This is a genomic window from Novosphingobium sp., assembly GCF_037133355.1.
GTDB lineage: Bacteria > Pseudomonadota > Alphaproteobacteria > Sphingomonadales > Sphingomonadaceae > Novosphingobium.
Genome location: NZ_JBAXOI010000002.1, coordinates 372,036 through 389,545, shown reverse-complemented (window position 1 = coordinate 389,545; position 17,510 = coordinate 372,036). Strand labels below are relative to the sequence as shown.

General features: G+C 65.5%; 17 protein-coding genes. 10 read left to right on the top strand and 7 right to left on the bottom strand.

Annotated elements, in window-relative coordinates:
- Positions 1 to 2 precede the first annotated feature (2 nt).
- The 3 genes from wecB to WCL10_RS04085 are packed head-to-tail and all read left to right on the top strand — an operon-like array spanning position 3 to position 3,969.
- Positions 3 to 1,124: a UDP-N-acetylglucosamine 2-epimerase (non-hydrolyzing) gene (gene wecB, locus WCL10_RS04095; RefSeq protein ID WP_336894347.1), complete on the top strand. Its 1,122-nt coding sequence runs from the start codon at positions 3 to 5 to the stop codon at positions 1,122 to 1,124.
- Positions 1,114 to 2,433, top strand: a complete 1,320-nt coding sequence (gene wecC / locus WCL10_RS04090; RefSeq protein ID WP_336894346.1) for a UDP-N-acetyl-D-mannosamine dehydrogenase — start codon at positions 1,114 to 1,116, stop codon at positions 2,431 to 2,433. Before wecB ends, wecC begins: the two co-directional genes overlap by 11 nt.
- Positions 2,434 to 2,487: 54 nt before the next feature.
- Complete coding sequence (locus WCL10_RS04085; protein ID WP_336894345.1) at positions 2,488 to 3,969, top strand: hypothetical protein; 1,482 nt, start codon at positions 2,488 to 2,490, stop codon at positions 3,967 to 3,969.
- On the opposite strand, the gene WCL10_RS04080 is transcribed toward WCL10_RS04085, so the two are convergent.
- Genes WCL10_RS04080 through WCL10_RS04065 form a run of 4 tightly spaced genes read right to left on the bottom strand, consistent with a single transcriptional unit; the run spans position 3,910 to position 6,148 of the window.
- Positions 3,910 to 4,899, bottom strand: coding sequence for a sterol desaturase family protein (locus tag WCL10_RS04080; protein WP_336894344.1), 990 nt, complete (start codon positions 4,897 to 4,899; stop codon positions 3,910 to 3,912). The genes WCL10_RS04085 and WCL10_RS04080 overlap by 60 nt on opposite strands.
- Entirely contained in the window at positions 4,896 to 5,339 is a 444-nt protein-coding gene (locus WCL10_RS04075) for a hypothetical protein (RefSeq protein WP_336894343.1), read from the bottom strand. Before WCL10_RS04075 ends, WCL10_RS04080 begins: the two co-directional genes overlap by 4 nt.
- Positions 5,340 to 5,353: 14 nt before the next feature.
- Positions 5,354 to 5,788, bottom strand: a complete 435-nt coding sequence (locus WCL10_RS04070; protein WP_336894342.1) for a TIGR01244 family sulfur transferase — start codon at positions 5,786 to 5,788, stop codon at positions 5,354 to 5,356.
- A 27-nt stretch (positions 5,789 to 5,815) separates the two neighbouring features.
- Complete coding sequence (locus tag WCL10_RS04065; RefSeq protein WP_336894341.1) at positions 5,816 to 6,148, bottom strand: hypothetical protein; 333 nt, start codon at positions 6,146 to 6,148, stop codon at positions 5,816 to 5,818.
- A gap of 254 nt (positions 6,149 to 6,402) precedes the next feature.
- On the opposite strand from WCL10_RS04065, the gene WCL10_RS04060 reads away from it, so the two are divergent.
- The 7 genes from WCL10_RS04060 (at position 6,403) to WCL10_RS04030 (ending at position 13,214) form a co-directional block, all read left to right on the top strand.
- On the top strand, positions 6,403 to 7,194 hold the full coding sequence (locus WCL10_RS04060; RefSeq protein ID WP_336894340.1) for a cold-shock protein: 792 nt from the start codon (positions 6,403 to 6,405) through the stop codon (positions 7,192 to 7,194).
- A 140-nt stretch (positions 7,195 to 7,334) separates the two neighbouring features.
- The gene (locus tag WCL10_RS04055; RefSeq protein ID WP_336894339.1) at positions 7,335 to 8,528 is read left to right on the top strand and encodes an aspartate aminotransferase family protein; all 1,194 of its coding nucleotides are present in this window, start codon (positions 7,335 to 7,337) and stop codon (positions 8,526 to 8,528) included.
- Complete coding sequence (argF, locus tag WCL10_RS04050; protein ID WP_336894338.1) at positions 8,525 to 9,451, top strand: ornithine carbamoyltransferase; 927 nt, start codon at positions 8,525 to 8,527, stop codon at positions 9,449 to 9,451. Before WCL10_RS04055 ends, argF begins: the two co-directional genes overlap by 4 nt.
- A 2-nt stretch (positions 9,452 to 9,453) precedes the next feature.
- The gene (locus tag WCL10_RS04045; RefSeq protein WP_336894337.1) at positions 9,454 to 10,362 is read left to right on the top strand and encodes an Hsp33 family molecular chaperone HslO; all 909 of its coding nucleotides are present in this window, start codon (positions 9,454 to 9,456) and stop codon (positions 10,360 to 10,362) included.
- 120 nt (positions 10,363 to 10,482) lie between these two features.
- A complete protein-coding gene (locus WCL10_RS04040) occupies positions 10,483 to 10,929 on the top strand; it encodes a DUF3617 family protein (RefSeq protein ID WP_336894336.1) in 447 nt (148 codons plus the stop codon).
- A 49-nt stretch (positions 10,930 to 10,978) separates the two neighbouring features.
- Entirely contained in the window at positions 10,979 to 11,683 is a 705-nt protein-coding gene (gene queC / locus WCL10_RS04035; protein WP_336894335.1) for a 7-cyano-7-deazaguanine synthase QueC, read from the top strand.
- Complete coding sequence (locus tag WCL10_RS04030) at positions 11,667 to 13,214, top strand: MFS transporter (protein WP_336894334.1); 1,548 nt, start codon at positions 11,667 to 11,669, stop codon at positions 13,212 to 13,214. The genes queC and WCL10_RS04030 overlap by 17 nt, the downstream gene beginning before the upstream one ends.
- Before the next feature lie 289 nt (positions 13,215 to 13,503).
- Here the strand turns inward: WCL10_RS04030 and WCL10_RS04025 are convergent, their stop codons facing one another.
- The 3 genes from WCL10_RS04025 to WCL10_RS04015 form a co-directional block, all read right to left on the bottom strand.
- Positions 13,504 to 14,613: an OmpA family protein gene (locus WCL10_RS04025; RefSeq protein ID WP_336894333.1), complete on the bottom strand. Its 1,110-nt coding sequence runs from the start codon at positions 14,611 to 14,613 to the stop codon at positions 13,504 to 13,506.
- 199 nt (positions 14,614 to 14,812) lie between these two features.
- Positions 14,813 to 15,268, bottom strand: a complete 456-nt coding sequence (locus WCL10_RS04020; RefSeq protein ID WP_336894332.1) for a DUF2793 domain-containing protein — start codon at positions 15,266 to 15,268, stop codon at positions 14,813 to 14,815.
- A gap of 21 nt (positions 15,269 to 15,289) precedes the next feature.
- The gene (locus tag WCL10_RS04015) at positions 15,290 to 17,506 is read right to left on the bottom strand and encodes a phage tail protein (RefSeq protein WP_336894331.1); all 2,217 of its coding nucleotides are present in this window, start codon (positions 17,504 to 17,506) and stop codon (positions 15,290 to 15,292) included.
- Positions 17,507 to 17,510: the final 4 nt, after the last annotated feature.

Here is a 17,510-nt window from a genome sequence, read left to right as displayed (position 1 = left end):
CCATGGCTAAGACAATTCTCGTGATCTTCGGCACCCGGCCCGAAGCCATCAAGATGTTTCCCGTGGTCCATGCGCTGACGGCCGACCCGGCTTTCCGCGTGGTGACCTGCGTTTCGGCGCAGCATCGGGGGATGCTCGATCAGGTGCTCGAAATCGCAGGGATCGTGCCCGATCACGATCTCGACCTGATGAAGCCCGATCAGACGCTGGACGGCCTCACCGCCGCGCTGCTCACCGGCCTTGGCGGCGTGATGGATGCCGAAAAGCCCGATTGGGTGGTGGTTCAGGGCGATACCGCGACCGCGATGGCCGGCGCACTGGCTGCCTATTACCGCAAGGTGCCTGTGGCACACGTCGAAGCCGGGCTGCGCAGCCACAATATCTATCACCCCTGGCCCGAGGAGGTGAACCGCAAGATCATCGGCACGATCGCCGCGCTGCACTTTGCGCCCACGGAAACCTCTGCGGCGGCACTGCGCGCTGAGAATGTGGCGGCGGATGCGATCCACGTGACGGGCAATACCGTGATCGATGCGCTGCAATGGGTTTCAGAGCGGATCGAGGCGCAGCCTGCGCTCGCCGAGGGCCTCGCTGATCTGGAAGCGCGCTTTGCCGGCAAGCGCATCATCGGCGTTACCAGCCATCGCCGCGAGAATTTCGGAGGCGGGCTGGAAGCGATTGCCGAGGCGATTCGCCAGATTGCGGCGCGCCCCGATGTGGCGCTGATCTTCCCGGTCCATCCCAATCCCAATGTGCGCAAGGTCATGGAGGGCGCGCTCAGCGGCCTCGACAATGTCGCGCTGATCGAGCCGCTCGACTACCCGCATTTCGCGCGCCTGCTTTCGATTGCCGAGATCATGCTGACCGACAGCGGCGGGGTGCAGGAGGAAGCTCCTGCGCTGGGCAAGCCGGTGCTGGTCATGCGCGAGACGACTGAGCGGCCCGAAGGCGTGGAAGCCGGCACGGCGCGGCTCGTGGGCACCCAAACTGCTCGGATAGTTTCCGAAATCTTTACCCTGCTCGACGATAAGGCTGCCTATTCAGCCATGGCGCGCGCGCACAATCCCTTCGGGGATGGGCACGCCGCGCGGCGTATCGCGGAGCTATTGGGACATGCCCCCTAAGACCGGAAATCAGGATGTGAAGCCGAAGGTCTGTGTTGTCGGCCTCGGCTATATCGGGCTTCCCACTGCTGCCATCATTGCCCGCGCCGGGTGCCCGGTACTCGGGCTCGATGTAACGCAGCATGTCGTCGATACGATCAACCGCGGCGAGATCCATATCGAGGAAGTCGATCTCGATGGCCTTGTGCAGGGCGTGGTCCAGCGCGGGCTGCTGCGCGCCTCGACCCAGATCGAACCTGCAGATGTTTTCGTGATCGCTGTCCCGACACCCTTCGCCAAGGACGGGCACCACACGCCGGACATTTCCTATGTGCAGGCCGCTGCCAGCGAAGTGGCCGGCGTGCTGAAGCCGGGTGACGTGGTGATTCTCGAATCGACCAGCCCCGTCGGCACGACCGATGCCATGCGCGATCTCATGGCAGGTCTCCGCCCTGACCTGAAGTTCCCGGGCCTTACGCGCGAGACGCCCGACGTCTCGATCGCCTATTGCCCTGAACGCGTGCTGCCGGGCCGCATTCTGGAAGAGCTCACCAACAACGACCGCTCGATCGGCGGCATCACGCCGCGCTGCGCGCGCAAGGCGCTGGCGTTCTACAAGCGCTTCGTGCGGGGCACCTGCGTGACCACCGATGCCCGCAGCGCCGAGATGACCAAGCTGGTCGAGAACGCCTACCGCGACGTGAACATCGCCTTTGCCAACGAGCTTTCGATCGTGGCGGACCGTATGGGCCTCGACGTCTGGGAAGTGATCCGCCTGGCCAACCGCCACCCGCGCGTCAACATCCTCCAGCCGGGCCCCGGCGTCGGCGGCCACTGCATCGCGGTCGATCCCTGGTTCATCGTGGCGAGTGCGCCCGAAGACACCCCGCTGATCCGCACCGCGCGCGGCGTGAACGACCAGAAGATGCATCATGTGATCGCGCGGGCGACCGAGCTGGTCGAGGCGCATCCCGATGCGCGGATCGCGTGCCTTGGCCTCGCCTTCAAGGCCAATATCGATGATTTCCGCGAGAGCCCGGCCCGCTTTGTCGCGGCGCGGATCGCGCGCAAGTATGGCAACCGCGTTTCGATCGTGGAGCCTTACGCCAGCCAGCTGCCGGTAGAGTTCACCGATACGGGTGCGGGCCTGATCGACCTCGATGATGCGCTCGAGACTTGCGACCTGCTGATCGTGCTGGTCGATCACGACGTGTTCAAGGTCGTGCCCCTCGCCGAGCGCAGCGGCAAGGTGGTCTATGATACGCGCGGTATCTGGCCCGACCAGCCGGACGCGGACAGCATGGCGACGGGTCTCCGGCTCGCCAGCTGAACCGGCGGGGCGGCATGCGCCGCCTGTCGCGACTTGGGGAGTGAGGCAGGGGCCATGGCTTGGAGGATCGCGCGACCGGCGCTGACATTGACGCTGCCGCTTATGGCCGGCGCGGCGATGCTGGGCGTCATCGGGTGCAGCGGCCTTGGCGGCGAATCAAACGCGCAGACCGCGCAGCGCCCGGTCCAGTCCGTACCGCCGCTCCAGCCCGTCGTTCCGGCCGAGCCGCCGAAGCCCGAAACCCCGGCCGATTACGCCGCGCATGACCGTACCTATCCCTTTTACATGCCGATGCAGGGGCTGCGCCGGCCCGCGATCCGCCTGTTCATCAAATGCGATGCTTCACGTGCGGCAGGACGGGAGGTTTACCAAGGCCCGGACGCGGCCTCGCTCTATGGCCGGGCCGAGGGCGGATACGAGTTCGTTTACGAGGCGCTTGATGGGCAGGGGCGCCCTTGCGTCTACCCTTTCGCGCCGTGGCAGCCTGACATCGTCGGCAATCTCGACGGCACGCAGTACATTTTCCGCTCGTCGCTGTCGGGCGTGCAGGTCACCTTTCGCACCGATGATCCATGGGCCACGCTCAAGATGCGGGCGCTGGAGATGGGACGCAGCCGCATCCACTTCGAGATGCGCGATATCGCCCTGGATTTTCCCGGCGCGATCCAGCCGATGGGAGCGCTCCACCTCGAAACATATGGCGGCACCGCACCCGGCCTGTTCACCGCGGTGGTGCGGCGCTCGCGCATCTTCGGCGGCAAGAACGCGATCTTCGTGCCGGGCGGGGAAACCATGCTCTATGTCGAGGACAGCGCGGTTACCGGCAATGTCGGCACCAATGTCGATCAGGAGCACGGGACCTACATCAACGGCACGCTCGTCTCGCATTTCCGCAATGTGAGCTGGCAGGGCCAGCAGGGCTGGCGTGATGTGGCGAGCGGGCACCAGCTCAAGGACAAGGCCTACTTGCGGATTTACGAGAACGTCGCCGTCTCGAACGCGCCGGGCCGGGGCCCGCCATCCGCCATGCCGCTGATCGATGCGTCCTCGTTCGGCTTCACCTGGTCGAACAACCTGCAGATCCGGCGCGTGCCGCCGCAGCAGGCCCCGCGCGACGCGTTGGTCGATCTGCGCAGCGAGATCCTTTACGGCAACCCGCAGCATTACCCCTGGCCGGTGATTGCCACATCCGACTGGCGAATGCCGGCGGCGCCACTGGGCTCGCTCGACAGGGTCTATCTCTCAGTGTTCTTCGATACTTCGGTGCAGAGCTTCCGCCAGGAGCCCCACGTCTTCGCGCTGCGCTCCTGGGGGCGGGGTTTCGAGCCCGGGACCGCAACAATACTGGGCGAGGGCTTCACCACCCGCGCCGAGCAGCGGGCGGTTTCACTGTCGTTCGGGACACGGGGGACCTTCGACAAGGTCTATTCGGGCGAAGGTTGGACTTACGCCAACCCGCGCCTGCCGGACACGATGCTATGGGTGGCTGACCGCGATGCCTTCATCCGCCATGCGCTGGGCCTCATCGGACGCTGAGGCGCCGTTCCGTTCCAGCCAGCGCGTGCGGATCGTGTCGCTGCTGTCGCGGCTGCCATCGTGGCTCCAGCCCGGTTCGCGCAGAAGGTAGCCGAGCTTGTGGCGCCACGGCGCGACCGCGAAGTCCTTCAGCATCGCTTTCCATTCGTGGAATACGCTGTGGAGGAGGTTGAAGGTGCCGAGCTGGCGGATCACGCCGTAGCGCGCGGGCTCCTCGTCAAGTTCGGGCTGGAACGTGCCGAACAGGCGGTCCCAGAACATGAACACGCCGGCATAATTGCGATCGAGATAGATCGGATTGGTCGCGTGGTGGACGCGGTGGTGCGAGGGCGTGTTGAACACCCACTCGAACCATGCCGGCATGCGGCGCACTGCTTCGGTATGGATCCAGAACTGGCCGACCGTGTTCGCTGCGCCCACTGTGATCAGCATCTCTGGCGGGAATCCGACAAAGGCTGGCCAGATGCGGAAAATGAACGAGAGCGCGATGAAGCCGGTCCAGGTCTGGCGCAGCGCGGTGCTGAGGTTGTAGTGCTGGCTGGTGTGGTGGTTGACATGCGCCGCCCAGAACCAGCGCACGCGGTGGCCGGTGCGATGCGCCCAGTAGTAGTTGAAATCGTCGAGCAGCACGATCGCGGCCCATGACCACCAGGCGAACGGCACGGTCGCAACGCGGTGGAGATAGAGCCATTCGGCCGCGGCGTAGATCATGCCTGCGACGAGCGCACCGGCGATCGTGCTGCCAAGGCCAAGCAGCAGCGAGGTCAGCATGTCGTGGGCTTCGTAGGCGGCCGGTGCGTGGCGGCGGGCCCAGGCGATCTCGATCAGGATGAGCGCGATGAAGGCGGGGACGGCGTAGGCGATCACGTCGATCGGCCGGGTGATCGGGTGGCTGAGCGCGGAGAGGAGCGGCGCGAGGAAATCGGTCATGCGGTCGCTCCCAGTCGGCGCAGGCTGGCCGCCCAGACTTGCGCCTTCTCGCCGAGATCGAGCGTGATGCTGCCGAAATGCGGATCCTCGGTGGAAAGCGTCAGGAAACCGCGATCGAGCCGCGCGCCGGCGTGCGAGGTGAGCACGCGCGCAGCAAAGTGCGCGCCGTGGCGGCGGATCAGCATGACTTCGCCTGTCGCATTGCGCAGCAAGGCGCCGATGCGCGCACGGTCGAGCGCGATCTCGACCGGATCGAAACCGCAGCGCGCATTTTCCGCCAGCGCGCGCGCCTCGGCCTCGTCGGCAATGCGCACATCGCTGCCCAGATCGAGGGTTCGGACAAGCGCAAAGACGAGCATGACCGCGATCAGCGATCCCAACGCCTGCAGCGCGATCCCTGCTCCGGGCAGGGCAAGCAAGGTATCAAGCAGCGCGATCACGCGTCAGGCCCCGCTTACCGTGCCTGCGCGGCGAGGAAATCGAGTTGCGGGCGAATCGGGCCGACATCGTAGCCGGCGCCTGCCGCATGTGCAGCAATGGCATCGACAGCCATGCCGGTGCGAGCCTGCGCGAGCGCCCAGAGGAGCGTCGAGCGGGTGCCCGAGCGGCAATAAGCGAGGACCGGTTTGTCCCCCGCTTCGGCCAGCGCGGCCTGCATCGCCTCGACCTGCGGCATCGAGAACCCGGCGTGGGTGACGGGAATGGCGACGTAGGCAATGCCCGCGGCCTTTGCAGCGGCCTCGATCGCCGCGCCCGGGGTCTGATCGGGCGATTCGTCCTCGGGCCGGTTGTTCACGATCAGGCCGATGCCGAGCGCGCTCGCCTCCGCGATGTCGCCCACCTCGATCTGCGGGCTGGCATAGGTCTTCTCGTCGATCTGGCGGAACATGGGCAGCTTCTCCTTCACCGCGTCCTGCTATGCGGCATTCCTGCTGCGGGTGCGGTGATTGCGTTCGATGATGTTGAGCAACTCGACGAAGACCGAGAAGCCTATCGCGGCGTAGATATAGCCCTTGGGGATGTGAACCCCGAAACCGTCGGCGAACAGCACGGAGCCGATCATCACCAGGATGGCGAGCGCGAGCAGAAGGTCGATACGGCGCGCACGTGCCTGCGGGAGCACCAGCAACTTGTTCGAAAGAATGGCAATGAAAATAAGACTATCGATGCCAAGCACGATCGCGACCAGAACGAGTGTGACAAGCGCGGCCCATGCGGAGGGATCTGCCAGGAGGGAGAGCAAATGCATCCTCTCTGCTTTGCCCAAACCCTCCGTCAAGGGCAAGGGCCGGGGGAACATGGCATAAAGGTCACACCGAATCTTTCGCAAGTCCCGGGAAACAACGATTCCGTTCGCGCTGGATGCAATTACTGGTTATAGTCTCAGGTGCAGAGGAGCCGACGAGCAGAGTCTCGCGAAAATCCCTTGTTGTGCCGTCGGCAGCCGCGTCCGGCTTGCGGCACCCAGGAACGCAGGGGCGGAACGAAGGTTTATTGGTTTTTATGGGTTTTGACAGAGGGCGGCGGGGTCGCGGACGCGACAAGCGCGATGGTTTCGGTGACGAAGGCGGGTTCGACCCCTACGGCGGCGGTGGTTTCGGCGGCGGCGGCTTTGATCGCGGCGGCTTCGGTGGCGGGCGCGGCGGCTTCGGCGGCGGCGGTGACCGCGGCGGATTTGGCGGCGGCGACCGTGGCGGCTTCGGCGGCGGTGATCGCGGCGGTTTCAGCGGCGGCCCGCGCGGCGGCGGCGGTGGTGGCGGCTTCGGCGGCCCGCGCGGCGGCGGTGGCGGTGGCGGCGGCATGCCTGCTCAGGTTGTCGGCACCGGCAAGGGCGTGGTGAAGTTCTTCAACGCACAAAAGGGCTTCGGCTTTATCCAGCGTGAAGACGGCGGCGAGGACGTGTTTGTCCACATCAGCGCTGTCGAGCGTGCGGGCCTTGAAGGCCTTGCCGAAGGCCAGCAGCTGGAGTTCAATCTCGTTGATCGCGGCGGCAAGGTTTCGGCTGCCGATCTTCAGGTCGTGGGTGACGTGATTGCGGTTGCGGCCAAGCCCGCTGCTCCCCAGCGTCAGCTGACCGGCGAGAAGGCCACCGGCACGGTCAAGTTCTTCAACGCGATGAAGGGCTTCGGCTTCATCACGCGTGACGACGGCCAGCCGGACGCGTTTGTTCACATCAGTGCGGTCGAGCGTTCGGGCATGCGCGAGCTCAACGAGGGCGACAAGCTCGAGTTCGATCTCGAGGTCGATCGCCGTGGCAAGTACTCGGCTGTCAACCTGGTACCGCGACAAGACTGAGACGGGCACATCGCCATCGGCCGCGGGGCCGGTGGCCTGTGCCACTGAAATTCGCAGGTGGCGGCCCTTACGGGTCGCCATTTGTCGTTTTCGACAACACTCCCGGCAAAGCGGGAGCCCAAGCAGGAAGGAACCGTGTCATGTCGATCACCCCGTTGATGCCCGTCTATCCCCGGTGCGGCGTGCGTCCGGTGCGCGGCGAGCATTGTCACCTGATCAGCGAGGACGGCACCCGCTATCTCGATTTTGCAAGCGGCATCGCGGTCAACCTGCTTGGCCACAGCAATGAGCATCTGATCGGGGCAATCCAGCGTCAGGCCGCTACGCTCATGCACGTCTCCAACCTCTATGGCAGCCCGCAGGGCGAACACCTCGCGCAGCGGCTGGTCGATCTGACCTTCGCCGATACGGTGTTCTTCACCAATTCAGGCGCCGAAGCGGTGGAATGCGCGATCAAGACGGCGCGCGCCTATCACCAGCATGCCGGGAATACCGAGCGCTATGAACTGATAACGTTCAAGAACGCGTTTCACGGCCGCACCATGGCCACGATCAGTGCGTCCAATCAGGAAAAGATGCACAAGGGCTTCATGCCGCTGCTCGAAGGCTTCCGCTACGTCGATTTCGACGATCTCGATGGCGCGCGCGCAGCGATCGGTCCCAATACGGCCGGTTTCCTCGTCGAGCCGATCCAGGGCGAGGGCGGCATCCGCGATGCCTCGCCCGCCTTCCTCGAGGGCCTGCGTGCTCTGGCTGACGAGCACGACCTCATGCTTATCTTTGACGAAGTGCAGTGCGGCGTCGCCCGCACCGGGGACCTCTATGCCTACGAACAGTACGGCGTGGTGCCCGACATCATGGCCAGTGCCAAGGGTATCGGCGGCGGCTTCCCGCTCGGCGCCTGCCTGGCCACTGAGCGCGCCGCGCGCGGCATGGGCCTTGGCACTCATGGCAGCACTTATGGCGGTAACCCACTCGCCATGGCGGCGGCAGAGGCGGTGCTCGATGTCGTTGCCGAGCCGGCCTTCCTCGCCGAGGTCAAGGCCAAGGGCGAGCGGCTGCGCGGGCGGCTGGAACAGTTCATCGGCAACTATCCGGACATGTTCGAGCTCGTGCGCGGCAGGGGGCTGATGCTCGGCGTCAAGATGAAGATCGAGCCGCGTCCCTTCGTCGCCCATATGCGCGACAACCATCAGTTGCTCACTGTGGCGGCCGGCGACATGACCTTCCGCGTGCTGCCGCCCCTCGTGATCGACGACAGCCATGTCGAGGAATTCATGGACAAGCTTTCGGCCGCGACCGCCAGCTATGCGGTCGAAGCGCTGCCGGCATGACGCGGCATTTCCTGGCGCTGAGCGATGCCGGCGGCAATGCGCTGGCGGCCATGCTGGGCGACGCGATGGACCGCAAGGCGGCGCGGAGCGCGCTGCCCAAGGGCCAGCCGGATGCCGATTCGCCGCTGGCCGGGCGAGTGCTGGCGATGGTCTTTGAGAAGAACTCCACGCGCACGCGCGTCTCGTTCGATATCGCGATCCGCCAGCTTGGCGGCTCGGCGCTGGTGCTCGATGCCGGGAACACGCAGTTGGGACGCGGTGAGACAATTGCCGATACTGCCCGGGTGCTCAGCCGCATGGCCGATGCAATCATGCTGCGCACCGATGATCACGCCAAGATCGAGGAATTGGCGCGTCATGCCACCGTGCCGGTGATCAACGGCCTTACCGACCTTTCGCATCCCTGCCAGATCGTCGCTGATTTGCAGACGTTGCTGGAACACGGCAAGGCACTGCCGGGGCTCGAGGTGGCGTGGCTGGGCGACGGCAACAATGTGCTCAACTCGTTTATCGAGGCGGCCGGGCTGATGAAGTTCAACGTCCGCATCGGCGTGCCCGAAGGCTATGACAGCGATGAAGGCTTTATCACGCAGGCCCGGTCGCGCGGTGCGGGCGTCACTGTGCATCGCGCTGCCGCGGAGGCTGTGCGGGGCGCCGACGTCGTCGTCACGGACACCTGGATTTCGATGGGGCAGGCCCATGCCGAGGCCAAGCTGGCAGCGATGGCGCCCTATCAGGTGAATGCTGCACTGATGGCGCTGGCAAAGCCCGATGGCGTGTTGCTGCACTGCCTCCCCGCGCACCGCGGCGAGGAAGTCACCGACGCGGTGATCGATGGGCCGCAATCGGTAGTGTGGGACGAGGCGGAGAACCGCATCCACGCGCAAAAGGCGATTCTGCGCTGGGCGTTTGGGCAGATCTGAGCATGGCCGACAGCGCAGCGCCTACCGCGGGCACCGGATTTGACCAGATACTCGCCTTCACCGTACCCGATCGCAACGCCCGCGGCCGGGTGGTGCGGCTGGGGCTGCCACTGGATGCCGTGATCGCGGCACATTCCTACCCAGCCCCGATCCGGCATCTGGTGGCAGAGGCGCTGGTGCTGGCGGCTTTGCTCGGCTCGCTGCTCAAGGACGAGCAGGGCCAGCTAACAATGCAGGCGCAGACGCAGGACGGTGTGGTCGATCTGCTGGTGTGCGATTTTCGTGGCGGCGAAGTGCGTGGTTATGCCAGGTTTGATCGCGCGCGGCTCGATGATCTCGGGCCGAGTCCGACGCTGCATGCCCTGTTTGGCGATGGCTATCTCGCAATCACCTTCGACATGGCTACAACCGGGCAGCGCTATCAAGGCATTGTCCCGCTCGAGGGCGAGACCCTCGCCGAAGCCTGTGAGAGCTATTTCGTCCAGTCGGAGCAGATCCCGACGCTCATCCGCCTTGGCGTGCGCAGCGATTCGGCAGGTTGTGTGGCTGGCGGCATACTCATCCAGCATCTGCCGGAAGGCGAGGAGGGACGCGAGCGGCTCCATGTCCAGCTCGATCACCCCGAGTGGGAGCACATGCGGATCATGGGCGGCTCGGTATCGCGCGCCGAACTGGTCGACCCGGCGCTTGAGCTGGAAGCCTTGCTCTGGCGGCTGTTCCACGAGGAGCGCGAGGTGCGCGTCGAGAAGGGCGTGCACATCGCAAAAGGGTGCCGCTGCTCAAACGAATACTATCGCTCCGTGCTTGCCCGCTTCGATCCAGCAGAGCAGGCAGAGATGCGCAATGAGGAGGGGTTGATCCTCGTCGATTGCGCGTTCTGCTCGCGCATTTTCGAGATCGATCTCGACTGATTGCACCGTTTCGGCTCGTCGCGCACAGAGAACACTTTAACGCAGCTAAAATTGCGCTATATTGTGTGTTGGCAGGTCCGGTATTGTGCCGGCCCATGCCACTCATGGACGCACCGCCTGATGGAACGCCCACTGCGCCGAATTGCCCGAATGCTCCCCCGGCGGCTGATCCGTCTTGTGGGCGGCGGCTCGGTTGTCGCAATTGCGCTGGTCGGCCCGGCGCTCACAGCCGAGCGGCCCTCGCTCGCCATGCTCGACCAGCTCCAGCCCGGCCAGTGGGAAGTGCGCGATCGCGATCCTTCCGGCGGTCGGAGCCGGCTTTGCATCGCGAACGGCCGGCGCCTGATCCAGATCCGGCACATGCGGGAAACCTGCCGAAGCTTCACTGTGCAGGATACGGCCGAGTCAGTAACGGTGCACTACACCTGCCCGGGCAACGGGTACGGGCAGACTTCGGTCCGCTTTGAAAGCGCCCAGCTCGTCCAGCTCGAAACGCAGGGCATTGCGCAGGGACTGCCCTTCAATGTGCGAGCGGAGGCCCGGCGGATCGGCGCCTGTACATCCTGATTACAAGCCGAGGATTGCCATGGGCGATCCATCGCTCTAGCTCTGGGGCATGGTCGCAAAAGCCGTTTCCGAACAAGCGCCTCTCGCCGTGGTCCTGCTCTCTGGCGGTCTCGACTCCATGGTCTGCGCCGCGCTCGCGCGCGAGCAGGGCTTTCGGATCCTTGCGTTGACGATCGATTACAACCAGCGCCACCGGGTAGAGATCGAAGCGGCGCGCGCCATAGCGCAAAACCTGGATGTGGAGCGCCACGTCGTGCTGCCGCTCGATCTTCGCCAGTTCGGCGGATCGGCGCTGACGGCCGAGATTGCGGTGCCGAAGGACGGGGTAGGGACCGATATCCCGGTCACCTATGTGCCAGCCCGCAATCTCGTGTTCCTCTCGCTGGCGTTGGCCTGGGCCGAGGCGGCAGGCTCTGGCGATCTGTTCATCGGGGTCAATGCGCTGGACTATTCCGGCTATCCCGATTGCCGGCCCGAATTCATCGGCGGTTTCGAAAATCTGGCCCGGGTTGCCACGAAGCTCGGCGATCAGGGCGGCACCGTGTGCGTTCACGCGCCGCTCCAACACCTTAAAAAAAGCGAAATCGCGCAAGAAGCGGCCCGTCTCGGGCTCGAACCTGGTGCCAGTTGGTCGTGTTACGACCCGCTGGCCGATGGCCGGGCCTGCGGCGTCTGCGACAGCTGCCGTCTGCGGCGCGCGGGATTCGATGCAGCCGGGATAGAGGATGGCACGCTTTATGGAGATGACGGATAAGCCGAAGCAGTGGCTCGGTGTTGACCGCTACAGCTGGTACGTCCTGTTCGTGCTGGTCATTGTCTACGTCATCAACTTCGTGGATCGTCAGCTTCTCACGATCCTCGCGGTCGACATCAAACACGATCTCGGCATTTCCGATGCGCAGTTCGGTTTCCTTTATGGCACCGCCTTCGGCGTGTTCTATGCCCTGTTCGGCATTCCGCTCGGCAAGCTCGCTGACCGTGTCTCGCGCACCCGTTTGCTCGCCGCGGGACTGACTTTGTGGTCGGCCATGACTGCGCTCTCGGGCTTCTCGCGCAGTTTCTTGCAGCTTGGCGCAGCGCGGATCGGCGTCGGGGTAGGCGAGGCAACGGCTGGGCCTTGCTCTTACTCGCTGCTGGCCGACTACTTCCCCGCGCATCGCCGCGCCACGGCGATCGCTATTTTCTCTTCGGGAATCTACATGGGCGGCGGCCTGTCGCTCTATATCGGCACCGCGATCGCCGGCGGCTGGAATGCAAGCTTTCCTGTGGGAGCCCGTCCCTTCGGACTGGCCGGCTGGCAGGCCGCGTTTCTGGCGGTTGGCCTGCCGGGTCTCATCATGGCACTCTGGGTGCGGAGCCTGAGCGAGCCGGTGCGCGGCCGGTTTGAATCACCCCCAGCGGATGCGGCAGTGCCTGCGCAGCCCCGCGAACCGGCCACATGGGCGGCGTTTGCGCGCGATCTTGGGGCCATTGTTCCGCCATTCACACTGCTGGCGGCCATGCGCCGGGGCGGGCGGGCCATGCTGGGCAATCTGCTCGTGATGGGCGGGCTGGCACTGCTCGCTGCAGGGCTGACGGCGTGGTTGGGCGATCCTGCGCAGTGGATCGCACTTGGCATCGGTTTCTATGCCATCGTGTCCTGGGCAATTGCCCTTCGGCATGACGATCCGGAGGCCTTCCGCGTGATCTGGGCGACACCGTCGGTGGTCGGTGTCAGCTTGGGCAACGGGCTCACATGCGTGATCACCTATGCCTCCGCAGCCTTCGGTCCGCTTTATGCAATGCGCACATTCGGTGCCGAGCCGGGCACCGTTGCTCTCGTTGTGGGCGGTTCAGCGGCCGCAGGCGGAGCGCTCGGGGTGATCGCAGGCGGGGCGCTCGGAGATCGATTCGCCGGCGAGACCCACCATTCGCGCCGTGTCGCGGTGGTGATCGGCGCACTGCTCCTTGCGCAGATCCCAAATGCCGTGATGTTGACGACGGATTCGTTCACGGTGTTTTCGATGTGCGTTTTCCCGATGTGGTTTCTTGCGAGCGCGGCCATCGGCGGATCATCCGGCACCATCGTCAACATCGTCCCCGCCTCCACGCGGGCGACGGCCACCGCGTCGTTCCTCCTCTTCGCCACGATTATCGGTCTTGCGCTCGGGCCCTACGCTGCCGGCCGGATTTCGAGCAGCTTCGGCAGCCTGCGAATTGGTCTTGCGGGCATACTCGTGGTCATCCCCTTCGCCGTGGCGGCACTGGAGATTGCCCGCCGCGACCTGCTCCGCAAGGAGACCTGAGCAAGGCCGGGGCGGCGCGAACGCTGCGACGCGTTGGCGGTCGGTCCCCTGCCGGAAACAGTCGCAGACGGGGGTGAGAACCCGTTCGCGTCCTGCCTCTCGATAATCCGACCATGCATCACGACGTAGCCGCGTGATGGCTCACCCACGCGCATCAAGCGACAAGCTGGGAAATCGCTTTCGCGCCCAAGGCAGGTCTGAGTGCATGAGCACCTGAGGTCCGGCCTCCACGAAAAAGGGGGCCGGATTGCTCCGGCCCCCCAATTCATTTTGCGGCGTTTGCCGTGGCTTACATGCCCGAACCCGGACCGTACGTGATTTCCACGCGGCGGTTCTGGAGTTCCTTGACGCCATCGGCGGTCGGAACGCGCGGGTTGCTTTCGCCGAACGCTTGGCTGGTGATCGAGCCATCGGGGATACCATGGGCGGTCAGGTAGCCGCGCACCGAAGCGTTGCGGCGCTCCGAAAGGCCCTGGTTGTACTTCGGCGTCCCCGAACGGTCGGTGTAGCCCGCGAGCATGATCGGCACGCTGGCGCAGTTGCCATATGCCGTGACCGCGTTGTCCAGAATGGTCGCAGCCTCAGGCGTGATGAGCGACTTATCCCAGTCGAAGAACACGATGTACGGACCCTTGTTGCACACCGGAGCCGGCGGCGGGGGCGGCGGGGGCGGCGGGGGCGGCGGGGGCGGCGGAGGCGGGGGCGGCGGAGGCGGCGGGGGCAGTGCAGCCGGCTCGTCGCCACCGAAGTTGTACGTCAGCGTACCCAGGAGCGAGTGCGAACGCCACTGGCCGGCGATCGACTGGCCGGTCAGCGCGCCGTTACCGACAAAGTCGAGCTTGCTGACGTTGAAGTAGCGATACTTGAGGCCCATGTCCCAGTGCTTGCTGATCGGCGCACGCACACCGGCCAACGCCTGCCAGGCAAAGTTGGTATCCGAATCATTGGCGCCGCCGAAGCCGGCAGTCGAAATGGCATATTTCACGTTGGCAATGCCGACGCCGCCGCCGACAAATGCCTGAATGCCGTCGTCGCTGCCGAAGTCGAGCAGGCCGTTGACCATGTAGCTCAGCGCGTGCGAACGACCGGTCAGGGTGTTGGTGGCACGGTCGGCGGTGGCCCCAGCGCTGTTAGTCACCCGGTCGGCGCGTGCACGGCGATAGCCAACTTCGGTTTCGAGGCGGAAGCCGCCGAAATCGTAACCGACGATCCCGCCGACGTCATACCCCGTGTCGCTCTTCAGCGTGGCCGCATTCGCGACGCCAGCAATCGCAAGATCCGTCTTTTCGACGATCATCGCGCCGGCATCGACCTCGACATACCAGGAATCTTTCTTGGCGAGCGCCGGCGTTGCGAGCGCCGTGGAGGCCAGGGCCAAGCCCAAAAGCAGTTTCCGCATTCTCATTTCCCCTTCATTCGAAGTCATGCCTCGGATGCTTCCGCCATTAGCGGCTCTCGATTCGGCATGCAAGCAAACGTAAGACTCCCCTGTTGCCAAAAGGCAACAAAAACAAGCCGCCTACGCATCAATCCCGAGGACCGAACACACATCATGCCTGCATGACCGTTGTCTTACAAGGTGATGCAGTACCCAGTGCCTAGACCACAACGCCGCTGCCCCTGAGCGCGGAGATGATCGCCGTGATAGCCGTTCGAGCCTCGATGTCGACCACGGTCCCTCCTGCCGGGCTGACCGGGGCGGCGATCAGCACCCAGATCCCTCCAGCGTAGAGTCGGTGCGCGCCTGCCGCCAAATCGTAGGCCCGCATGCCTTCGCGCGGTGTCACGAAGCGCCAGCCGCCTTCGCTCCAAGCCGCAATGCGGTCGGTCTGATCGGCAAAGGCACCGGTCGCGCCGCTGCCCACCAGCCAGCACTGCCCAGGCATCGGCGTCCCCGGCGGAGTTGCGGCGACGGCCTCGATCGCCGGATGAAGCAGGATATCCGCGCAGAGCAGCGCTTCGTTGAGGGTCAATTCTTTCTGGCTCTGCCCCGCAAACAGCATCGGCAGGGCAAAGCGGGGCGAGGTGGTGGAAAAGCTGATCGGATCGGTCATGGTCGGTCCCCGTGGATGGTGTCAGGCCGGAAAGTCGATGCTCAGCGGGATGGAAGCCGCGTGCCGGCCGATCTGGCGCACTGCGAAGTAGCGCGGGCTCCCCGCTGGCAGCGCAGCAAGCTGAGCCGCCGTCACAACCAGGCCGGCGGTCGAGGTTTGCCAGCGCAGCGCGGGAGCTGCCGGATCCCCTGTTGTGATCTCCCAGCGCTCGGCTTCCTCGCACAGCGGTGTGTCGACCCCGTCCTGCCAGAGCCATGCGCCGCGCGCGCGCCGAATCCAGTCGAGCACAATCGAACCGTCGGGCTGCCGCCTCGCCGATCCGTGCACAGGCGAAAGCGGCCGCAGCGTAGCCCAGGGGTCCGCGATCGGCACGCTGACGGCAGCCGAGTCGCCAAGCCCGACCGCGACGATCCTCGTGGTTGCGGGATCGCCGATCCGCGTGGGGTCAAGCTGCACGAGCGTATCATCGATCAGGACAAAGGGCTCGCCTGCCGCATGGGCCGGGATCGCCCATTCGGATCCCCCGCGCCCGCGCAGCAGATTGCTCAGCCGCCACACACGGCCACCGAGCGGCACCGCACTGGCGAACTGCACGATCTCGCTCCCGATGCGCGCCCGATTCGCCCCCTGCAGCAATTGCGGCAGACTGGCGTTCACCAGCATCTGGTCAGGTCCGGCGAGCGCGATCTCGACTGTCGAGCTTCGATCAAGCAGCAGCGCCGAGGCCGGCGCGAGGGCGGTCAGCGCTTGCCCGATCCGCGCCCGTGTTCGCCTGGTCGAACCAATCGTGGTCAGGCTGCCGCCGTCACCGCCAAGGTCGGCCAGCAGTGCAGCCCCCTTCCACCCCGCGCTCGCCCCGGATGCCGCGACGAACACAGCCGGGCTCTCCCCACTTCCGCTACCGTCCCACGGCAGGGCAAAGGCGTCGAGCACGGTTGGCGAGCGCGCAAGGTCTGCGGCGGGATTGAACCGGCCGGGATCGACCGACGGCACAACAGGGGTCGCAGCGGCTCCCGCAACCGCACAGGCGGCGAGCGATAGGAGGACCCCGTCCTGCTGCCACTCCCATTGCACTATCCGCCACAGGCCTGAAGCAACGGGAACGCTTACGAAGGCCCCAGGGCCGATCGCGGGATCGACTTCGGTCACGCGGTAGCTGATTGTGTCGGCGGGCCTCGCGGCGCGGCGGCTGGCGCTTCCGGCGAGGCTCTGGGCCGTTGCCGCGCTGAGGGCCGCTGGCAGTTCGATCACCTGCAGATCGCCCTGCTCGCTCCGCCCTATCCCGCGCTGCAGGCCCGGCTGATAATCGCGCGCCACGTCGTAGTATCGCACGCCGCATTGGCGCACCCGTGGCAAGGGCTCGCGCTTGCGCGACCAGCCGCTGGTCTTGATCTCGGTCGAAGTGGTGTCCCTGCTCGCCGCCGCCGGTCCGGGCAAAAGTACAGGTGAGACCCCGCGGTCCGGCTCCGCCGCATGAATCGTCAGCGTCCCGCTGGAAACCGCGCAAGCAATCGGCACCGCATCGGCGATCACGGCAAGGGCATCGCCTGCCGACCCTTGGTCTATGCTGAACCCTGCAAGCTCCGCCTCGAGATCGCGCACCACCGCACCCGGCAGGATCTCCCGGGCGATTGCACCCACCGATGTGTCGGCCGGGTCGGCCAGGATCTCGAAGGTCAGCGAGGGAAGTCGGTTGCCATAGTCGGCAAGCTCGAGATCCTCGAACATCACATAGGCCAGCCCGCGATAAGCCGGACACCGCATCGCGCCCTCGGCCTGCACCAGCAGCGGGTCCGCCTTCTGGTCGCCGTGGCCAAGATGAATGCGCAAGGTTCCGCCAACCTTGAGCTCGCCGTCCGCCCCGCGCAGCAGGTTGCCATCGGCCCAGATTCGGCCGATCCCGGCAATCGGTCGGCTGGCCAAGGCCACGGCGAAAGAGGCGCTGTAGGCATAACTCGTGACAGAGGGGCGCCCCTTGCCGCTGCTGGCGGTGTCTTGGTGCTCTGCCAGCTCGGTCGACCAAATCACGCTGCCGGCCGCGCGCATTCGCCCGAAATGCAGTGGCAGCGCCGAACCGTAGCTCGAGGTCTGCACTTTCAGGTCCTTGAGCCTCGGTCCTTCCACCCGGCGTCCACCGATTATCGCGCTGTCGACCTGCCGCCCGATCAGCGCACCGATCGCGCCGCCCAGCGGCCCGCCGAACACGGAGCCGACAGCAGTGAGAAGCAAGGTAGCCATTGTG

Bases quoted from the DNA above. Each gene is read 5' to 3' on its own strand.
- wecB (WP_336894347.1), top strand. From the start codon at position 3: ATGGCTAAGACAATTCTCGTGATCTTCGGCACCCGGCCCGAAGCCATC.
- wecC (WP_336894346.1), top strand. From the start codon at position 1,114: ATGCCCCCTAAGACCGGAAATCAGGATGTGAAGCCGAAGGTCTGTGTT.
- WCL10_RS04085 (WP_336894345.1), top strand. From the start codon at position 2,488: ATGGCTTGGAGGATCGCGCGACCGGCGCTGACATTGACGCTGCCGCTT.
- WCL10_RS04080 (WP_336894344.1), bottom strand. From the start codon at position 4,899: ATGACCGATTTCCTCGCGCCGCTCCTCTCCGCGCTCAGCCACCCGATC.
- WCL10_RS04070 (WP_336894342.1), bottom strand. From the start codon at position 5,788: ATGTTCCGCCAGATCGACGAGAAGACCTATGCCAGCCCGCAGATCGAG.
- WCL10_RS04065 (WP_336894341.1), bottom strand. From the start codon at position 6,148: ATGCATTTGCTCTCCCTCCTGGCAGATCCCTCCGCATGGGCCGCGCTT.
- WCL10_RS04060 (WP_336894340.1), top strand. From the start codon at position 6,403: ATGGGTTTTGACAGAGGGCGGCGGGGTCGCGGACGCGACAAGCGCGAT.
- WCL10_RS04055 (WP_336894339.1), top strand. From the start codon at position 7,335: ATGTCGATCACCCCGTTGATGCCCGTCTATCCCCGGTGCGGCGTGCGT.
- argF (WP_336894338.1), top strand. From the start codon at position 8,525: ATGACGCGGCATTTCCTGGCGCTGAGCGATGCCGGCGGCAATGCGCTG.
- WCL10_RS04045 (WP_336894337.1), top strand. From the start codon at position 9,454: ATGGCCGACAGCGCAGCGCCTACCGCGGGCACCGGATTTGACCAGATA.
- WCL10_RS04040 (WP_336894336.1), top strand. From the start codon at position 10,483: ATGGAACGCCCACTGCGCCGAATTGCCCGAATGCTCCCCCGGCGGCTG.
- queC (WP_336894335.1), top strand. From the start codon at position 10,979: ATGGTCGCAAAAGCCGTTTCCGAACAAGCGCCTCTCGCCGTGGTCCTG.
- WCL10_RS04030 (WP_336894334.1), top strand. From the start codon at position 11,667: ATGGAGATGACGGATAAGCCGAAGCAGTGGCTCGGTGTTGACCGCTAC.
- WCL10_RS04025 (WP_336894333.1), bottom strand. From the start codon at position 14,613: ATGCGGAAACTGCTTTTGGGCTTGGCCCTGGCCTCCACGGCGCTCGCA.
- WCL10_RS04020 (WP_336894332.1), bottom strand. From the start codon at position 15,268: ATGACCGATCCGATCAGCTTTTCCACCACCTCGCCCCGCTTTGCCCTG.
- WCL10_RS04015 (WP_336894331.1), bottom strand. From the start codon at position 17,506: ATGGCTACCTTGCTTCTCACTGCTGTCGGCTCCGTGTTCGGCGGGCCG.